The following is a 16,643-nucleotide window of genomic DNA, read 5'->3' as shown; positions in this document are numbered from 1 at the left end:
TTTTGAGCGGGTTCCGTTTGATTTGCCCTGCGCGATACCCACCAATCATCACGCCGGTAACGCTTGTATTCCGAACTCTGGAAGCATGATCCTGCCGTAAGCTGTTTATATTTATGAGGCAGGATGACGCGGATGCTGGACTAAGACTGTGCCTAGTTTAGGCACAGTGTCAATTCTTCTTCCGCCAGGAAAAGGCGGAGGTCTTTTCGTAAAGCCAGTAATAGTTATTTACCATCTGGTCGGTACGTCGATACCGGTATCCTGCCGTCGCAAAGATCAGCAAAAGAACGACATCTATGATGTAGATGGTGACGTCGAAGACCGGCCCGTTGAACAGCGCATGGTGCAGGAACTGCAGGCCAAGGCCGATCAGGAAACAGTAAATGACGACGAGCGGATAGTTTTCCCAGTTGGAAGCGACGGCGCGACCGGCGCGCCATGCCGTCCAGAACCCGAGAAGGACGATGACCACGCGGATAATTAAGCGGCCGCCGCTATCGCTGTCGAAGAGAAGTCCCTGCATGTCAAATTCTCCGCGAAACGAAACTCAATGATGTCCACCTTCAAGATAGGCGGCACGCACTTCCGGATTGGCCAGCAATTCCTTGCCCGAACCGCTCATTGTCACCCGGCCGTTGACCATCACATAGGCGCGGTCGGAAAGCTTCAGTGCGGCAAAAGCGTTCTGTTCGACAAGAAACACGGTCAGGCCCTGGGTCTGGTTCAGAACCTTGATAGCCTCGAAAATGCCCTTGACGATCAGCGGCGCCAGGCCGAGCGACGGCTCGTCCAGCAAGAGTAGTTTAGGCCGCGCCATCAGCGCACGGCCGATCGACAGCATCTGCTGCTCGCCGCCGGAAAGCGTGCCGCCGCGCTGCGACTGGCGCTCCTTCAAGCGTGGAAAGAGCGTGAAGATCTTCTCGACGTCCTCGTTGAAATATTTGAGCTTGTCGAGGCTCGCACCCATCTGCAGGTTTTCATAGACGGTCATGCGCGGGAAAATGCGCCGTCCTTCGGGGGACTGGGCAATGCGAAGCCGCGCGATTTCATGCGTCGGCATGCGCGTGATATCCCGGCCATCGAATGTGACCGATCCGTTACGGGCCTGCGGGCTGCCGCAGATCGTCATCATCAACGTCGATTTTCCGGCGCCATTGGCGCCGATCAGGCTGACAATCTCGCCGCTGTTGACCTCGATATCGACGCCGGAAAGCGCACGGATATTGCCGTAATAGGTTTCGACGCCCGCGACTTTCAGAAGTGGTTGCCCCGTCATCAATTCTCACCTTCCTGGAGGTGTTCGACTTCGGCAATCACCTCTTCCACTTCCTCGTCCTCGACACCCAGATAGGCGGCGATGACACGCGGATCGTTCTTGACCTCGTCCGGCGTACCGTCGGCGATCTTCTGACCGTATTCCAGCACGATGACATGATCGGAGATTTCCATGACCACCGACATGTCGTGCTCGATCAGCAGGATCGATGTGCCGGTATCCTTGCGGATGCTGCGCAGGAATTCGTTGAGCACCAGGGACTCGCGAGGATTGAGGCCGGCGGCCGGCTCATCCAGGCAAAGCAGTTCCGGACCCGTACACATGGCGCGGGCAATCTCAAGGCGACGCTGAGCGCCGTAGGAGAGATCGCCGGCCGGATCGTCGGCGCGATCGACGAGATCCGCCTTTTCGAGCCAGAAGCGCGCCAGCTCGATCGCATTCTTCGCTTCGGCTCGGTATGGGCCGATGCCGAGCAGGCCGAGGATCGTATAGCCGGAGGCGCGCATCAGCTTGTTGTGCTGCGCCACCAGCAGGTTTTCGAGCACGGTGAGACCCGAAAACAGGCGGATATTCTGGAATGTGCGCGCCACCTTGGCTTCGCGCGTGATCCGGAAATCGGGTAGCCGCTCCAGGAGATATTCCTTGCCGCTCTTCTGATTGAGGGTCAGCATGCCCATCGTCGGCTTGTAGAAGCCGGTGATGCAGTTGAACACCGTGGTCTTGCCGGCGCCGTTCGGTCCGATCAGCGCCGTGATATCGCCGCGCTTCGCCTCGAAGGAGAAGTCGTTGATCGCCATCAGGCCGCCGAACTTCATCGACAGGTGATCGACCTTGAGCAGGATGTCGTTGGGGGTTGTGGTCACAGCGTTCATCAGCCGTGGCCCTCCTTGGTGAAGCTGCCAGAGATCGCTTTTCGCTCCTTGAGGAAGGCGGTTGGCTCACGTGTACCGACGAAGCCGCGCGGCTTGAAGATCATCACCACCACCATCGCAAGGCCGAAGATCAGCATGCGATAAAGTTCGGGAGTGAAATCGGCACCGAAGAACAGCTTTAGAAAATCCATGTCGCGCAGCAGTTCCGTGCCGCCGACCATGGCGATCGCGGCAATCGCGATGCCCTTCAGCGAACCCATGCCACCGAGAACGACGATGGCGAGGATGACGGCCGACTCGAGGAACACGAAGGATTCCGGCGATACGAAGCCCTGGCGCGCGGCGAAGAAGGAGCCGGCGAAGCCGCCGAACATGGCGCCGGTCGCGAAAGCGGTCAGCTTCGTCGTCACCGTGTTGATCCCGAGCGAACGGCAGGCGATCTCATCCTCGCGCAGCGCTTCCCACGCACGTCCAATCGGCATGCGGCGCAGCCGTATCGTGACGTAGGCGGTCAGCATGCAAAGCAACAGAATGACGTAGAACAGGAAGATCTTGTACCAGGCCGACGACATGGGCAGACCAAAGGACCGGATGAAGTTATGCGGGTCCTTAAGATCGAAGCTGTAGATGCCGAACAGCGACGCCTTGGTGATGTTGGAGATGCCGAAGCTTCCCTGCGTCACGTCGGTCCAATTGGTCAGCACGATGCGGATGATTTCACCGAAAGCGAGCGTGACGATGGCCAGATAGTCGCCTCGGAGGCGCAGCACCGGAAAGCCGAGGATCATGCCCCAAAGTGCGGCAAGTATGCCCGAGAGCGGCAGGAGAAGCCAGAAGGACAGGCCGAAATGCATCGACAGGAGCGCGTAGGAATAGGCGCCGACCGCATAGAAGGCGACATAGCCCAGATCGAGCAGACCGGCGAGACCGACAACGATGTTGAGGCCCCAGGCGAGCATCACATAGATCAGGATCTGGATGCCGAAATTGTCGACATAGGTCAACGAGCCCTGCGGACCAAAGATCGCAACCGCCGCAAGCGGATAGAGCATCAGCAGCACAAGCGCGATCTTGTTGAAATGCTTGGAGGCGAAGCTTTGCTCGCCTTCCACCGGCACCACCTTGGCCTTGGCCGCCTTACGCGCCGCCAGCGCAGGCTGAACGAAGACCGTCATGATGAAACGGCCAACGGCAGCGATGGCAACGATGGTCGCCAGCAAGCCCCAGCGCTGCACGATGACCAGCTTGTTGTCCATATTCTGATCGGTCTTGAGGCCGATATAGAGAACGAACATGCCAAAGGCTATCAGCGCGGTCCAGAGGGCATCCGTAATCCCTTTCCGGACAAGGCCGGGCGCGGTCTTGCCTGCAACGAAGTTTGAATTTGCCATGGCGTTATACCTTTTCGACTTCCGGCCGGCCGAGAATACCCGTCGGCTTGAAGATCAGCACGTAGGCCAGGATGCCGTATGTCGCGACATCCTTATACGCGATGGGAAAATTGCCCGACCAGAACGACTCGATGAAGCCGATCATCAGGCCGCCGAGGACAGCGCCGGGAAGCGATCCGATGCCGCCGAGAACGGCTGCCGTGAAGGCCTTGACGCCGGGGACAAAGCCATCCGAGAAGTTGGCGACGCCATAATACATCAGATACATCGTGCCGGCGACGGCAGCGAGCGCCGCGCCCATGATGAAGGTGACGGAAATGGTCCGGTCGACATTGATGCCGAGCAGCGCCGCCATCTTGCGATCCTGCTCGGTGGCGCGTTGGGCGCGGCCGAGCGCCGTCTTGTTGACCAGATACCAGAAGGCAGCCAGCAACACGACCGTCATGATGAAGATGATGATCTGCTTCAGGGACAGCGAAACGCCGCCGAAATTATAGACATCGCCCACCAGCGTCGGGATCGGCTTGTTGCGCGGACCCTGAGCGACCTGGATGAAGTTCGACAGCACGATCGACATGCCGATTGCCGTGATCAGCGGCGCGAGCCGGAACGAACCACGCAGCGGCCGGTAGGCGACGCGCTCGATCACCCAGTTCCACAAGCTCGTCATCAGCATGGCGACGATGAGCATCACCAGAAGCATCACCGCAACGGGCAAGCCGGCAAAGAGAGAGATGAGAACGAGGTAGGTAATAAGGGCCGCAAAGCCGCCAAGCATGAAAACGTCACCATGGGCAAAATTGATCATGCCGATGATGCCGTAAACCATCGTATAGCCGATGGCGATCAGGCCATAGATAGACCCTAGAGTCAGCCCGTTTAGGAGCTGCTGGATAAAGTAATCCATATGTCATTTCCCCTGGATGCAGCGTTATACGACCACATCTCATTTTACTTTTTTAGGTTCCTTCGAGAGGGCCTGTAGGGTCGATTCCATACCGCTTTCGAAAGAAATGTGAAGCCAAAAAGGCGAGAAACTGACAAATTCTTTTCAATTCACCGTGCGCTGGCGCGAATCCGACCAAAAATGACACAAAAGCGGCAGCGTTTGGCTCAAATCTAGCCAAAATGGTCTGGCCGCGCGCTTACTCTGAAAAGCTTTCGTCAGTGACAGGCCCACTGAGGGCCTGTCACTTTTCCACAAGGCCTCCGATCACGCCCGCATGCGCGCACCGTCTCCATCGAACAATGGCTCCGCCTGTAGTTGAGCCGGGAGAAGCTCGCCGAGCAGTTCTATCGACCAGCCCTGTGTTTCGTCAGCGATTCCCTTTGGCACATAGCCGACCGCGACCGAAAGGCCCGAGCCATGGGCGTAGCCGCCTGATGTCACCCAACCGCACACGGCGCCATTATGGTAGATCGGCTCGTCGCCGATGACGTCGGCATCCCGGGCGCTCAGGATGAAGGTGCGCAGCCGCAGCGTGCCGCCCTCGGCTTTTTCCTTGGCGGCAGCGGCCTTGCCGATGAAATCGGCTTCCTTGCTGAGCGCAACGAATCGGTTGAGACCTGCCTCGAGCGGGCCATAGAGCGGCCGGTATTCTCGCGACCAGCTGCCATAGGATTTGTCGAGACGAAGCGCATTGAGCGCCCGCAGGCCGAAGAGCCGGATGTCGAATTCCGCGCCCTCCTGCATCAGGAGGTCAAAGATGTAGCGCTGATGCTCCGGCCTCATCCAGATTTCATAGCCGAGATCCCCGGTATAGGAGACGCGGCCGACGATGGCAGGCGCCATGCCGATATCCATGCGACGAATCGTCATGAAAGGGAACTCTGCGGTCGAAAGATCCTGATGGGTCAGCTTCTGCAGCAGCTTGCGAGAGTTCGGGCCGGCAATCGAAAGGCCGAGCAGCGAAAGACCCAGAGCCTGCAGCTCGACCGAGCCGTCCTTTGGTAGAAGGCTTTCGAACCAGCGCATGTGATAGGCCTCGGCAATGCCGGAACCGATAAGCAGGAAATCCCCCTCGCCGAGCTTCGCCAGCGTGAAGTCGCCGATCAGCTTGCCGTCATGCTTCAGCATCGGCGCAAGCGTCATGCGGCCGATGGCTGGAATACGGCAGGTCAGCAGCTTGTCGAGGAAAGCCTCCGCCCCCGATCCCTTCACCGAATATTTGGCAAAACCCGAGGTCTCCATGAGGCCCACGCTCTCGCGCACCGCCTTGGCTTCGGCACCGACGACATCGAAATCGTTGGAGCGACGCCAGGAGAACTGATCGACCTCGCCCTTCGGCGCGAACCATAGCGCCTGTTCCAGACCATAGTAGGCGCCGAAGACGCCGCCGGCATCCTTCAGCTTATCGTAGATCGGCGTCGTCAGCAGCGGGCGGGCCGCCGGCAGCTCCTCGTTCGGATAGCGGATGGAGAAGCGACGGGCATAGTTCTCGCGCACCTTGGCATTGGTATAGGCGAGCGTCGCGTAATCGCCGTAGCGGGATACATCCATCGCGAAAACGTCAAAACCCGGATCGCCGTAGATCATCCAGTTGGCAAGCGCCAATCCGACGCCTCCGCCCTGGCTGAACCCGGCCATCACGGCGCAGGCCGACCAGTAATTGCGCAGGCCGCGCACCGGTCCGACCAGCGGATTGCCATCCGGCGAGAAGGTGAACGGGCCGTTGATGATCTTCTTGATGCCGGCATTATTAAAGGCCGGGAAATGACGGAAACCAACTTCCAGTTCCGGCGTGATGCGCTCGATGTCCTCAGCCAGCAGCTCATGGCCGAAATCCCACGGCGTAGTCAACGGCGACCATGGGCGACAGGCCTTTTCATAGGTGCCCATCAACATGCCCTGGCGTTCCTGGCGCAGATAGATCTCGCCGTCGAAGTCGACGCAGTGCATCAACTCCTTGCCTGTCGTCTTGTTGAAGTCGATGACCTCGGGCATATCCTCGGTGATCAGATACATGTGCTCCATGGCGAGCACCGGCAACTCAAGCCCAACCATGCGGCCAACTTCGCGCGCCCAGAGACCGGCGGCGTTGACGACATGCTCGGCGATGATCTCGCCCTGGTTGGTAATGACGCGCCAGGATCCGTCCTCGCGCTGCACCAGCTCTTCCACCTTGGTATGCAGATAGATATCGGCACCGTTCTTCTTGGCCGAGCGCGCATAGGCATGCGTCGTGCCATATGGGTCAAGGTGGCCTTCGACCGGGTCGTAGAGAGCGCCGACGAATTGATCTGGGTCGAGAAGCGGCATCATCTCATGCGCTTCCTTCGGCGTCAGCAATGTCGCCTCCAGCCCGTTATAACGGCCCTTGGCAAGGATCGATTTCAGCCAGTCGAATCGCTGCGGCGTCGCCGCCAGCATCAGGCCTGAAGTCAGGTGCAGGCCGATGTCCTGACCGGAATATTCCTCGATCTCCTTATAGAGCTCGACCGTATATTTCTGCAGCTTGGCGACATTCGGATCGCCATTGATCGTGTGCATGCCGCCCGCGGCATGCCAGGTCGAGCCGGACGTCAGCTCGGAGCGTTCGAGCAGCACGACATCCTTCCAGCCGAATTTCGTCAGGTGATAGAGCACCGAACATCCGACGACACCGCCACCGATGACGACGACCTTGGCATGGCTTTTCATCTAGGAATCCCCTGTTTTCGGCACGAAGCCGCCGGGTATCTTCCCGCGCGACCGACCGCATTTATAAGGAAACCTAGAGACTATCCGACAAGCCAAATAGCCCGAACTGCGAAACGGACATGCCTGTTTGCGCCATCGCAATTGTTCGGATCGCGCCATTGCCGTGAGAAGCCGCAAACAGACCGGCAGAGCCCTCCCGGTCCGGCAACATCAGGCCTTTCAGTCGACGAAGGCGGCTGTCAGGGCGAACTCCCGCCCCATCTCCATGATCTCCTCGAAAACGCTGCCGGCATAGGAGCGCGGCAGAATGATTTCGAAGCGATCGGCACCCGTGCGGGCGACATTGGCGCTGACATGGCAGCACAGCATGTTGGCAGACTGTCCTTCGGCAAAGACTTGCGGATGCAGGTCTACAGCCACGCATTTGGCGAGAATACGTCGCACGTTGGGACCGGAGATGCGAAGCAGCACGCGGCCGTCACTCTGCTCGAAAAACGAAACGCGGGCAGGATCGAGCGCGAAGAGATCGCGCGCCACGCTCTCCGCGCCCAGCGTCTCGGAAACGACAAGCCACTCCCTCGGTCCAGCGTTGCGGACGGAAACATCGTCGATCACCTTCAACCCGGCCAGAACCCAGTCTTCATCGCCGGCCTTGGCGAGCACCGAGAAGATGACCGGCCTGCGAACGACGGCGAGATGATTTGGATTGGCGGCAGCCTCGAAGCCGGAAATATGATCTTCCAGCACATGCCTGTTTTGAAACGCGACGCTCATCAATCCCTCACCCGAAAAGCTTCTTGTTGTCCGGATCGACGAAGACAGGATTGCAGACCTCCGCCGGCACCTCTTCTCCGCGCAACCCGTCCCAGACGACCACATGCTCGCCGATCCGTTCACGGCCCGATTTCAGGAAGGCCAATGCGATGGAATGACCGAGAACCGGCGAGAAGCAGGCTGAGGACACATGCCCCTGATCGTTCACTGTCGACGGCCTTGCACCTTCCCTCAGAAGATGCGCGCCGGCTTGGATCTCCTTCGTCGTGTCGAGCGGCTTCAGTCCCACGAGCTGCCCGCGATCGGCCGCGGTCAGACCGAAGCGTGTGGACAATCTCTTGCCGATGAAATCCGGCTTCTGAGCCGACATCATTTTCCCGAGGCCAACATCGTCGGGAGTTGTCCGGCCATCCAGCTCGTTGTGCGTGACATGGCCCTTCTCGATGCGCAGCACGTTGAGGGCTTCGACCCCATATGCGCAGATGCCATGAGACTTGCCGGCTTCCATGATCGCATCCGCGACGGCCTCGCCGTAGCCGGCCGGAACGGCAAGTTCGTAGGCAAGCTCGCCCGAGAAGGAAATGCGGAACAACCGTGCCTTCAGCCCTCCCTTCAGCATGACTTCAGCCGCTGCGAGGAAGGGGAAGAAGGAGTCGGATATATCGTCCTCGACGATCTGTTCGAGCACCAACCGCGCCTTAGGCCCGGCAATCGCCATCTGCGCCCATTGATCGGAAGAGGAAACGAAGCGGACGTCGAGCTGTGGCCAGAGCGTCTGCGCCGAGAATTCCATATGCGTCATCACCTCGCCGGCCATTGCCGTCGTGGTCGTCAGGAAGAAATGGTCCGGGGTCAGCCGGCTCGTCGTGCCATCGTCGAAGACCATGCCATCTTCACGCAGCATCAATCCATAACGGGCCTTGCCGACGGGCAGCTTCAGGAAGGCATTGGAATAGAGGCGATTGAGAAACTCCGCCGCATCCTTGCCGAAGACCTCGATCTTGCCGAGCGTCGACACGTCGCAAAGACCGACATTGTTGCGCACATTCAGCACTTCGCGGTCGACGCTGTCGCGCCAGCCCTTCTCGCCCGGCCGGGCAAACCAGGAGGAACGATACCAGAGGCCGGCTTCGACGAAGCTCGCACCATTCTTCTTCGCCCAGCCATGCAGCGGCGACTCCCTCACCGGCTGCGCGTGCTTGTCCCGCGCAGTTCCAGCCAAGGCGCCGAAGGAAACGGGGGTATAGAACGGCCTGAATGTCGTCGTGCCGACCGCCGCTGGGCTGACGCCGCGCATGCCGGCGATGATGCCGGCGGCGTTGACGTTTCCGAGCTTGCCTTGATCCGTCGCCATGCCGCTCGTGGTATAGCGCTTGGCATGCTCCACATGGCCGAAGCCTTCGCGCAGGGCAAGGCCAAGATCCTTGGCATGGACATCGTTCTGGAAGTCGACGAACGCCTTGTCCTTCGCGCCCGGCAGATGCCAGATCGCCGCAAAGGATGGATCGTATTCGCCCTCGACTTCGGGCAAATCGCCCGCATGCGCAGTGCGGCCAAGGCTTTCGATCACCTGACGCGCCTTTTCTGCTCCATCGGCGAGACAACCGGAAACGCTCTCGACCCCTGCGGCCGATCCGGCGATCTCCAACTCGCCGCCGACGAGCGGCGCCATGAACGCCTGCTTTTCGTCCGACCAGACCGGCTTGGCGCCGCGCTGGCAGGCAAGATGAATGATCGGCGACCAGCCGCCGGACATGGCAAGCGCGTCGCAGGCGATGAGTTCATCGAGGCCGCCGCGATCGGCGATGACGCCGCTGACGCGATACTTGCCCTTGGTCGCATGGACATTTGCCGCATGAACCACCCGAGCACCCTGAGGCGCGGCATCGGCGGATGCGGCACGCGTATCGAGGATAGCTGCGATCTCCACGCCAGCCGCCGCAAGATCGGCGGCCGTGCGGTAGCCGGAGCCGCCATTGGTGAAGACGGCCACCTTCTGGCCGGCAACAACGCCATAGCGATTGAGATAGCTGCGCATAGCGCCGGCCATCATGACACCCGGGCGATCGTTGCCGCCGAACACCAGCGGCCGCTCCTCGGCGCCGGAGGCTAGGATGGCGCGCTTGGCTGCAATGCGCCAGAGACGCTCGACGGGCAGATCCGGCGACGGCATCGCCACATGCTTCTGCACCTTTTCAACCGCACCGAAGACGTTGCCGTCATACCAGCCGAATACGGTCGTGCGCGGCATCAACGTCACGTTCTCGAAGCTCTGCAGTTCGTCCAACACCGTCTGCACGAATGCATCGGCCGATGTGCCGGCGATAGCAAGCCTTTCCGACAGCAGCGAACCGCCCAGACGAAAGCCTTCGTCCGCCAGTACGACACGCAGACCGGCACGAGCTGCCGTCAGAGCCGCCATCAAACCCGTAGGCCCCGACCCGATAACGAGCAGGTCGCAATGCACCCAGGCCTTCTCATAGCGGTCCGGATCGGCCTGCATGACAGCCTTGCCAAGGCCGGCAGCACGCCGGATCAGTGGCTCGTAGACCTTCTCCCAGAAGGCGGCCGGCCACATGAAGGTCTTGTAGTAGAAGCCTGCGCCAAGGAAGGGCGAAAGCAGGCCGTTGACCGAGCCCAGATCGTATTTCAGCGATGGCCAGCGGTTCTGGCTGACGGCCGTCAAGCCCTGATAAAGCTCGGCCACTGTGGCGCGCGTGTTCGGCTCGGTGCGGCCTTCCTTGCCGATGGTGACGAGTGCGTTCGGCTCGGCCGATCCTGCCGTCAGAATACCGCGCGGCCGGTGGTACTTGAAGCTGCGGCCGACGAGCAGCTGGTCATTGGCGAGAAGGGCGGCGGCGAGCGTATCGCCTTCCAGCCCCCTCATCTCCTTGCCGTCGAATTTGAAGGACAGTGGCCGGCTGCGATTGACGAGACCGCCGGTCGAGAGACGATAAGCCGTCATCGTGCCGCCTCCTTCGCCTTGTCCTCGGCATCGGTGACGGAAAAGACCTCGTGGGTGACATTGCTGCGGTCGACGACGAGCCAGCGGCGACATCCCGCGCTGTGATGCCAGTATTCTTGAATCCGCCCGCGCTCGTTATCGCGGATAAAGACATAACGGTTCCAGTCCTCATCCGGCGCCGTCGGCGCCGGACGGACGACAGACGCCGAGCCGCGAATGGAGAATTCTTCCTTGGGTCGCACGCCGCAATGCGGGCAGTTGATCAAGCTTGCCATTGGTATTGTGCCCTCAATGCAGGTTCGGCTGCGGACCCTTGCCGCCCTCGTCGATCGCGAAGCCGCGCTCGAAGCGGTCAAGACGCAGGAGGCGGCTCACATCGTGGCTCTCGCCCTTGGCGATCAGATGCGCGAAGCAGAAGCCCGAGGCCGGCGTCGCTTTGAAGCCGCCATAGTTCCAGCCGCAATTCAGATAGAGATTCTCAATCGGGGTACGGTCGATGATCGGCGAGCCATCCATGCTCATATCCATGACGCCGCCCCATGCGCGCAACACCCGCACGCGTGACAGGCCAGGGATGAGTGCCACCCCCTCCTCCATCGTGTGCTCGACGGTGGCGAGATTGCCGCGCTGGGCATAGGAGCTGTAGTAATCAATATCGGCGCCGAAGACCAAACCGCCCTTGTCGGACTGCGAGATATAGAAGTGTCCCGCGCCATAGGTGATGACATTGTCGATGACAGGCTTCAGCCCTTCGGAAACGAAAGCCTGAAGCACATGGGTTTCGATCGGCAGTTCGAGATCGGCCATATTGCCGAGGATCGACGTGTGGCCCGCAGCCGCAAGCGCCAGCTTGTTGCAGCCGATGAAGCCGCGATTGGTCTCAACGCCGGTCACGATTCCGTTCTCTCGGCGAATGCCGATCACTTCACATTGCTGGATGAGATCGACGCCCCGGCTGTCGGCGCCGCGTGCATAGCCCCAGGCGACCGCATCGTGCCGCGCTGTGCCTCCGCGCCGCTGCAAGAGACCGCCGAGGATCGGAAAGCGCGCGTGGTCGAAATTCAGATAGGGCATCATCCGACGAACCTGCTCGCGATTGAGCAATTCCGCATCGACGCCATGCATGCGCATGGCATTGCCGCGCCGGGCGTAGGCATCGCGCTGGCCATCGGAATGGAACAGATTGAGGACGCCGCGCTGGGACACCATGGCATTGTAGTTGAAATCCTGCTCCAGCCCTTCCCAGAGCTTCATCGAGAATTCGTAGAAGGGCTCGTTGCCGGGAAGCAGATAGTTGGAGCGGATGATCGTCGTGTTGCGGCCGACATTGCCGGAGCCGATATAGCTTTTTTCCAGCACCGCGACATTGGTGATGCCGAATTCCTTGGCGAGATAATAGGCCGTCGCCAGCCCGTGCCCGCCGCCGCCGACGATGATGACGTCATAATGTGGCTTCGGTTCCGGCGTCCGCCACACCGGCTGCCAGTGACGATTGCCTGAAAACGCCTGTTTTAGAAGCTGATATGCCGAATATCGCATGCATTCATCCCAATGCTACCCGGCCGCACATTCGCACATGCAATAAAAACGACAAGTCCCGTAAGGACGAAAAAGATTCGCAAACAGAACATGTTCTTTCCCGAATGCGCACGATGCGCGAGCGATCGTCTCCCGAATAACACACCGGCTGATCGAGGGACCTCGCGGCAATGCTGTGATGCAGAGCTTTGTTGCGAAAGCTTCGCTCCGGCGCTAAGGCATAAACAGCCGGATTATATTGACTCTAAACTTCGTGTTTGCGACTTCCTATCTATAATGTCCGGACACTTGCGGCGCGAACATGGCGCGGAAGACGAACAGGCAGATGCTTGCAACATTCGAAACAGCGGCACTCGCAGCGGGAAAGGCCATATTGGAGGTCTATCGCGCCGGCTATGCCGTTGCCCTGAAGCAGGACATGAGCCCCGTCACCCTCGCCGACGAGCACGCCGAGCGCATTATTCTCGAGCATCTGGCGCGCGACTTTCCCAATATCCCGGCAATTGCCGAGGAGGCTGTTTCCGCCGGTAAGATCCCGAATGTTCGTGGCCGCTCCTTCTTCCTGGTCGATCCGCTTGATGGTACTCGCGAATTCATCGAGCATCGCGATGAATTCACCGTCAACATCGCCTATATCATGAACGGCATTCCGGTCGCCGGCATCGTCTATGCGCCCGCCCTCGGCATAGCTTTCACGGGCGAGCCGGGCAGAGCCCGCAAGCTGATCGTCGACGAACATTTTGCCATCGCCGATCGCCTCACCATCGCAGTGCGCGAACCGCCGAACAGGCTGACGGCGCTCGCCAGCCGTTGCAACAGTAACGCGAAGACAGAGAATTTTCTGACGCATAATTCAGTTTCGGCCTGCACATCGATCGGCTCGTCGCTAAAATTCTGTCTGCTCGCCGAGGGCAAGGCCGACGTCTATCCGCGGTTTGCCCGCACGATGGAGTGGGACACGGCGGCCGGCGACGCTGTGCTGCGCGCCGCCGGCGGCATTACACTGACGGTCGATGGAACCCCTCTCGCCTACGGCAAGATCGACCAGGCCACCGATAGTGATTTTGCAAATCCGCACTTCATTTGCTGGGGCGGGAAGAAAAGCGTCCTACACGCTTAAGGTCATTTTCTTCGAAAGAAAAAGCATCTTTCGCGCCACCGCCAGCAACGCTTCCGCGGCGTTTCTCGGGCCTAAAGCGTAAGTTTTCACTGACAAAAAATGATAATGCGAAACTGATTTTCGCCGAAATAACAGGAAATTAGCGGCTTTTCTGTCTCTACAGCCATAGGCAAATCACCCACCGGCCACATTCCTTAAAATTCTTAGCAAAGTGTTACTGTGTGCTTAGGCAATTTTTAAATGTGGCAAGATAGAGTGCCTCTCGTGGTCTTGAGTGTGTGTAGAGAGTCCAATGACCGAAATGATACGTCCCCGAGTGAAGTATGTCATCGGCCCCGATGGCAGCCCGCTGACGATAGCAGACCTTCCGCCGCCGAATACGCGCCGCTGGGTCATTCGTCGCAAGGCAGAGGTTGTCGCCGCCGTGCGTGGTGGTCTGCTCAGCTTGGAAGAAGCCTGTGAACGTTATACGTTGACCGTCGAAGAGTTCCTCTCCTGGCAGTCGTCCATCAATACCCATGGCCTTGCCGGCCTTCGGACGACGCGCATACAGCAGTATCGCCACTGACAGCAGCGACAGCACCACCTTTCTGATCTTTGTTCGGGCCTCCTTCCAAACGGAAAAGAGGCCCGAATTGTTGAGCAGCCCATATCAAGGCGCGATCAACGCCCTGGACATCTTTTCCCGCTGCTTCGCGCGAGCGCCAAGCATACCAAACTCCCTTCGACAAGAGACAATCCGTTTACAATCTCGCTAGTTGGCAGACGGCCGAGCACATGCAATCCTTGCGATGTCAGGGATTGAAAGGGAGAAAATCATGGATATCCGCAACGAAAGCAACGCATCGGGCGGCCGTTACGTCGCGACCGTCGACGGTCACGAAGCGGAGATGACCTTCTCCCGCACCTCCGCCAAGCTGATCATCATCGATCATACCGGCGTGCCGGATGCCTTGCGCGGCAAGGGCGTTGGGCAGGCGCTCGCCGTTCATGCCGTCGAAGAGGCTCGTCGTGGCGGCTGGAAGATCATTCCGCTCTGCCCGTTCTTCAAGGCGCAGGCTCAGCGTCACGACGATTGGCGCGACGTCGTCAACCTCTAGAGCATGTCGCGCAAAAGTGTGCAGCGTTTTTTTTGCGGCTACGACATGCGTGAAATCAAAGAGCTAAAGCGCGTGAAGCGAATCTTAGAGATCGCGACGCGCTTTAGACAGATCCGGCAATCGGATAAACGGAGTCGCGATAATGCCCAAGGCGATGGCGCCCTGCGCCTGAAAACAGGCGTGCAAATACAAAAAGCCCCGCATGGCCGGCCCTGTGACGGCCGGTCATGCGCGGCTTTTGTACCGCTTCCATCAGATCCCGCAAATTCCCAAAACAGGTCCCATATCGGAACGGAATTATGCGTGGATCGCAAAAGGTCGACGGGCTTGCGACCTCAGGCGCGTGCCCTTGCCGGCCCCGAACCGTCGCGCTCCTCGAGCGCTGCAGCCTTGGCATACTCGGCCTGCATGTCTTCGAGCGAGTGTTCCAACGCCTCTTCCTGAACCTGAAGCTCCCTGATCGACACCTGCAAGTTGTCCGCACGCTGACGGGCGGCCTTGGCAAAGGTCGGGTAAGCAAAGTGGTTCGGGTCGGCGATGCCGGACTTTTTCTCTTCCAGCACGATCTGGCTTTCCAGATCCTTTGTCATACGGTCAAATTCCGCCATCATCATCTGCAACTGCTGCAGCTGACGGCGTTTTTCGTTCACCTGAAACTCCTTCAGGCGAACTAGGCTCTCACGTGACTTCATACGCATTACTCCCGTGATGCGAGACCCCGGCTCTCGATATTCTCACCCGCCGAGCCGCTTTGAGGCGGCTTGGTTAAAAAAATTTCCAGCGATATTAATAAATGCCTACCGCTGGTAACCTTTCGTTTACGGGCATCGTTAATGATAGGGGCAATGATTTAAGGCTCGGTAAATGTTTCGGTCGGAATTCGACATGTTGGCATTGATGAGTCGGATGAATCACTTGGCGTGAGTTCTTAACGCGATACTTTAGGAGTCGATTTTACTGATTGTCGTTGGAAAACAGTGCAATGGAAAAATTATTTAATAAATTCGATACGACTTGCCAGAGTGAATCAGAATTTGTTAACCATTACATGGCAGCTTCCAAATCAAGCAGTGATTTGATCGGTATCGCGTAAGGGGGCTGACGACCTTTCGGCGGCGGTAAAGGGGACAATTATGCGGGTTCTATTAATTGAAGACGACAGCGCGACGGCGCAGAGCATCGAGCTGATGCTTAAATCCGAAAGTTTCAACGTCTACACCACCGATCTCGGTGAAGAAGGCGTCGATCTCGGAAAGCTTTACGACTACGATATCATCCTTCTGGATCTCAACCTTCCGGATATGTCGGGCTACGAAGTGCTGCGCACGCTGCGCCTTTCGAAAGTCAAGACACCGATCCTCATCCTCTCCGGCATGGCCGGCATCGAGGACAAGGTTCGCGGCCTCGGCTTCGGCGCCGACGACTACATGACCAAGCCCTTCCACAAGGATGAGCTGGTTGCCCGTATTCACGCTATCGTCCGCCGCTCCAAGGGCCACGCCCAGTCGGTGATCATGACCGGCGAGCTCATCGTCAATCTCGACGCCAAGACAGTCGAAGTTGGCGGCCAGCGCGTGCACCTGACCGGCAAGGAATACCAGATGCTGGAGCTGCTTTCGCTCCGCAAGGGCACGACGCTCACCAAGGAAATGTTCCTCAACCATCTCTACGGTGGCATGGACGAACCTGAACTGAAAATCATCGACGTCTTCATCTGCAAGCTGCGCAAGAAGCTCGCCAATGCAGCCGGCGGCGCCAACTATATCGAAACCGTCTGGGGCCGCGGCTATGTGCTGCGCGAGCCCGACAGCAACGATTTCGCCGAAAGCGCCTAAAACCGCATCCCGTCAGATACCGCCATGCTCTCGAATCCCGCCCTCACCGGCGGGATTTTCTGTGCGCGCGGACTACAGCGCCGCGCGTCATATGTGACGCGCAAAGGTCGCTGTAGCACCTTAAATCCGCT

15 protein-coding genes are annotated in these 16,643 nt (G+C 59.1%); 4 read left to right on the top strand and 11 right to left on the bottom strand.

What is annotated here, in order from left to right:
- Positions 1–169: 169 nt before the first annotated feature.
- The 10 genes from ACIQJ2_RS09430 to ACIQJ2_RS09385 all read right to left on the bottom strand — a co-directional run bounded on the left by ACIQJ2_RS09430 (position 170) and on the right by ACIQJ2_RS09385 (position 12,457).
- Positions 170–523 (bottom strand): DUF6867 family protein, encoded by a 354-nt coding sequence (locus ACIQJ2_RS09430; protein ID WP_199150550.1) that lies wholly within the window; start codon positions 521–523, stop codon positions 170–172.
- Between the two features lie 24 nt (positions 524–547).
- On the bottom strand, positions 548–1,276 hold the full coding sequence (locus ACIQJ2_RS09425; RefSeq protein ID WP_400669891.1) for an ABC transporter ATP-binding protein: 729 nt from the start codon (positions 1,274–1,276) through the stop codon (positions 548–550).
- Positions 1,276–2,148 carry an ABC transporter ATP-binding protein gene (locus ACIQJ2_RS09420; RefSeq protein WP_199150552.1) on the bottom strand — a complete coding sequence of 291 codons (873 nt, stop codon included), beginning with the start codon at positions 2,146–2,148 and terminating at the stop codon, positions 1,276–1,278. The genes ACIQJ2_RS09425 and ACIQJ2_RS09420 overlap by 1 nt, the downstream gene beginning before the upstream one ends.
- Complete coding sequence (gene livM / locus ACIQJ2_RS09415) at positions 2,148–3,539, bottom strand: high-affinity branched-chain amino acid ABC transporter permease LivM (protein WP_199150553.1); 1,392 nt, start codon at positions 3,537–3,539, stop codon at positions 2,148–2,150. Before livM ends, ACIQJ2_RS09420 begins: the two co-directional genes overlap by 1 nt.
- Before the next feature lie 4 nt (positions 3,540–3,543).
- Positions 3,544–4,446, bottom strand: a complete 903-nt coding sequence (locus ACIQJ2_RS09410) for a branched-chain amino acid ABC transporter permease (protein ID WP_199150554.1) — start codon at positions 4,444–4,446, stop codon at positions 3,544–3,546.
- A 306-nt stretch (positions 4,447–4,752) separates the two neighbouring features.
- Positions 4,753–7,179, bottom strand: a complete 2,427-nt coding sequence (locus ACIQJ2_RS09405) for an FAD-dependent oxidoreductase (protein WP_400669886.1) — start codon at positions 7,177–7,179, stop codon at positions 4,753–4,755.
- Positions 7,180–7,398: 219 nt separating this feature from the next.
- A complete protein-coding gene (locus ACIQJ2_RS09400; RefSeq protein WP_400669883.1) occupies positions 7,399–7,953 on the bottom strand; it encodes a sarcosine oxidase subunit gamma in 555 nt (184 codons plus the stop codon).
- Between the two features lie 7 nt (positions 7,954–7,960).
- The gene (locus tag ACIQJ2_RS09395) at positions 7,961–10,918 is read right to left on the bottom strand and encodes a sarcosine oxidase subunit alpha family protein (protein WP_400669881.1); all 2,958 of its coding nucleotides are present in this window, start codon (positions 10,916–10,918) and stop codon (positions 7,961–7,963) included.
- On the bottom strand, positions 10,915–11,193 hold the full coding sequence (locus ACIQJ2_RS09390) for a sarcosine oxidase subunit delta (RefSeq protein ID WP_400669878.1): 279 nt from the start codon (positions 11,191–11,193) through the stop codon (positions 10,915–10,917). The genes ACIQJ2_RS09395 and ACIQJ2_RS09390 overlap by 4 nt, the downstream gene beginning before the upstream one ends.
- 13 nt (positions 11,194–11,206) lie before the next feature.
- Positions 11,207–12,457, bottom strand: coding sequence for a sarcosine oxidase subunit beta family protein (locus ACIQJ2_RS09385; RefSeq protein WP_400669876.1), 1,251 nt, complete (start codon positions 12,455–12,457; stop codon positions 11,207–11,209).
- 325 nt (positions 12,458–12,782) lie between these two features.
- Here ACIQJ2_RS09385 and cysQ point away from each other — a divergent pair, with 325 nt between their 5' ends.
- From cysQ to ACIQJ2_RS09370, 3 genes are all read left to right on the top strand, one after another.
- The gene (gene cysQ, locus ACIQJ2_RS09380; RefSeq protein ID WP_199147990.1) at positions 12,783–13,577 is read left to right on the top strand and encodes a 3'(2'),5'-bisphosphate nucleotidase CysQ; all 795 of its coding nucleotides are present in this window, start codon (positions 12,783–12,785) and stop codon (positions 13,575–13,577) included.
- Between the two features lie 292 nt (positions 13,578–13,869).
- On the top strand, positions 13,870–14,145 hold the full coding sequence (locus ACIQJ2_RS09375) for a DUF1153 domain-containing protein (protein WP_004107124.1): 276 nt from the start codon (positions 13,870–13,872) through the stop codon (positions 14,143–14,145).
- A 250-nt stretch (positions 14,146–14,395) separates the two neighbouring features.
- Positions 14,396–14,677, top strand: coding sequence for a GNAT family N-acetyltransferase (locus ACIQJ2_RS09370; RefSeq protein ID WP_400669871.1), 282 nt, complete (start codon positions 14,396–14,398; stop codon positions 14,675–14,677).
- Between the two features lie 335 nt (positions 14,678–15,012).
- On the opposite strand, the gene ACIQJ2_RS09365 is transcribed toward ACIQJ2_RS09370, so the two are convergent.
- Entirely contained in the window at positions 15,013–15,369 is a 357-nt protein-coding gene (locus ACIQJ2_RS09365; RefSeq protein ID WP_068401784.1) for a flagellar export protein FliJ, read from the bottom strand.
- Between the two features lie 441 nt (positions 15,370–15,810).
- On the opposite strand from ACIQJ2_RS09365, the gene ctrA reads away from it, so the two are divergent.
- Positions 15,811–16,512 (top strand): response regulator transcription factor CtrA, encoded by a 702-nt coding sequence (gene ctrA, locus ACIQJ2_RS09360; RefSeq protein WP_004116994.1) that lies wholly within the window; start codon positions 15,811–15,813, stop codon positions 16,510–16,512.
- Positions 16,513–16,643: the final 131 nt, after the last annotated feature.

The sequence above is a fragment of the Rhizobium sp. NPDC092011 genome, assembly GCF_044756305.1.
In the GTDB taxonomy this organism is placed as follows: Bacteria; Pseudomonadota; Alphaproteobacteria; order Rhizobiales; family Rhizobiaceae; genus Rhizobium.
Note: the sequence above shows the minus strand (reverse complement) of the source record. Positions and strands in the feature narration are given on the sequence as shown.

Excerpts from the sequence above, each read along its gene's own strand:
- ACIQJ2_RS09430 (WP_199150550.1), bottom strand. The coding sequence starts at position 523 with ATGCAGGGACTTCTCTTCGACAGCGATAGCGGCGGCCGCTTAATTATC.
- ACIQJ2_RS09390 (WP_400669878.1), bottom strand. The coding sequence starts at position 11,193 with ATGGCAAGCTTGATCAACTGCCCGCATTGCGGCGTGCGACCCAAGGAA.
- ACIQJ2_RS09375 (WP_004107124.1), top strand. The coding sequence starts at position 13,870 with ATGACCGAAATGATACGTCCCCGAGTGAAGTATGTCATCGGCCCCGAT.
- ACIQJ2_RS09400 (WP_400669883.1), bottom strand. The coding sequence starts at position 7,953 with ATGAGCGTCGCGTTTCAAAACAGGCATGTGCTGGAAGATCATATTTCC.
- ACIQJ2_RS09395 (WP_400669881.1), bottom strand. The coding sequence starts at position 10,918 with ATGACGGCTTATCGTCTCTCGACCGGCGGTCTCGTCAATCGCAGCCGG.
- ctrA (WP_004116994.1), top strand. The coding sequence starts at position 15,811 with ATGCGGGTTCTATTAATTGAAGACGACAGCGCGACGGCGCAGAGCATC.
- ACIQJ2_RS09370 (WP_400669871.1), top strand. The coding sequence starts at position 14,396 with ATGGATATCCGCAACGAAAGCAACGCATCGGGCGGCCGTTACGTCGCG.
- ACIQJ2_RS09365 (WP_068401784.1), bottom strand. The coding sequence starts at position 15,369 with ATGAAGTCACGTGAGAGCCTAGTTCGCCTGAAGGAGTTTCAGGTGAAC.
- ACIQJ2_RS09405 (WP_400669886.1), bottom strand. The coding sequence starts at position 7,179 with ATGAAAAGCCATGCCAAGGTCGTCGTCATCGGTGGCGGTGTCGTCGGA.
- ACIQJ2_RS09420 (WP_199150552.1), bottom strand. The coding sequence starts at position 2,148 with ATGAACGCTGTGACCACAACCCCCAACGACATCCTGCTCAAGGTCGAT.
- ACIQJ2_RS09425 (WP_400669891.1), bottom strand. The coding sequence starts at position 1,276 with ATGACGGGGCAACCACTTCTGAAAGTCGCGGGCGTCGAAACCTATTAC.
- ACIQJ2_RS09410 (WP_199150554.1), bottom strand. The coding sequence starts at position 4,446 with ATGGATTACTTTATCCAGCAGCTCCTAAACGGGCTGACTCTAGGGTCT.
- livM (WP_199150553.1), bottom strand. The coding sequence starts at position 3,539 with ATGGCAAATTCAAACTTCGTTGCAGGCAAGACCGCGCCCGGCCTTGTC.
- cysQ (WP_199147990.1), top strand. The coding sequence starts at position 12,783 with ATGCTTGCAACATTCGAAACAGCGGCACTCGCAGCGGGAAAGGCCATA.
- ACIQJ2_RS09385 (WP_400669876.1), bottom strand. The coding sequence starts at position 12,457 with ATGCGATATTCGGCATATCAGCTTCTAAAACAGGCGTTTTCAGGCAAT.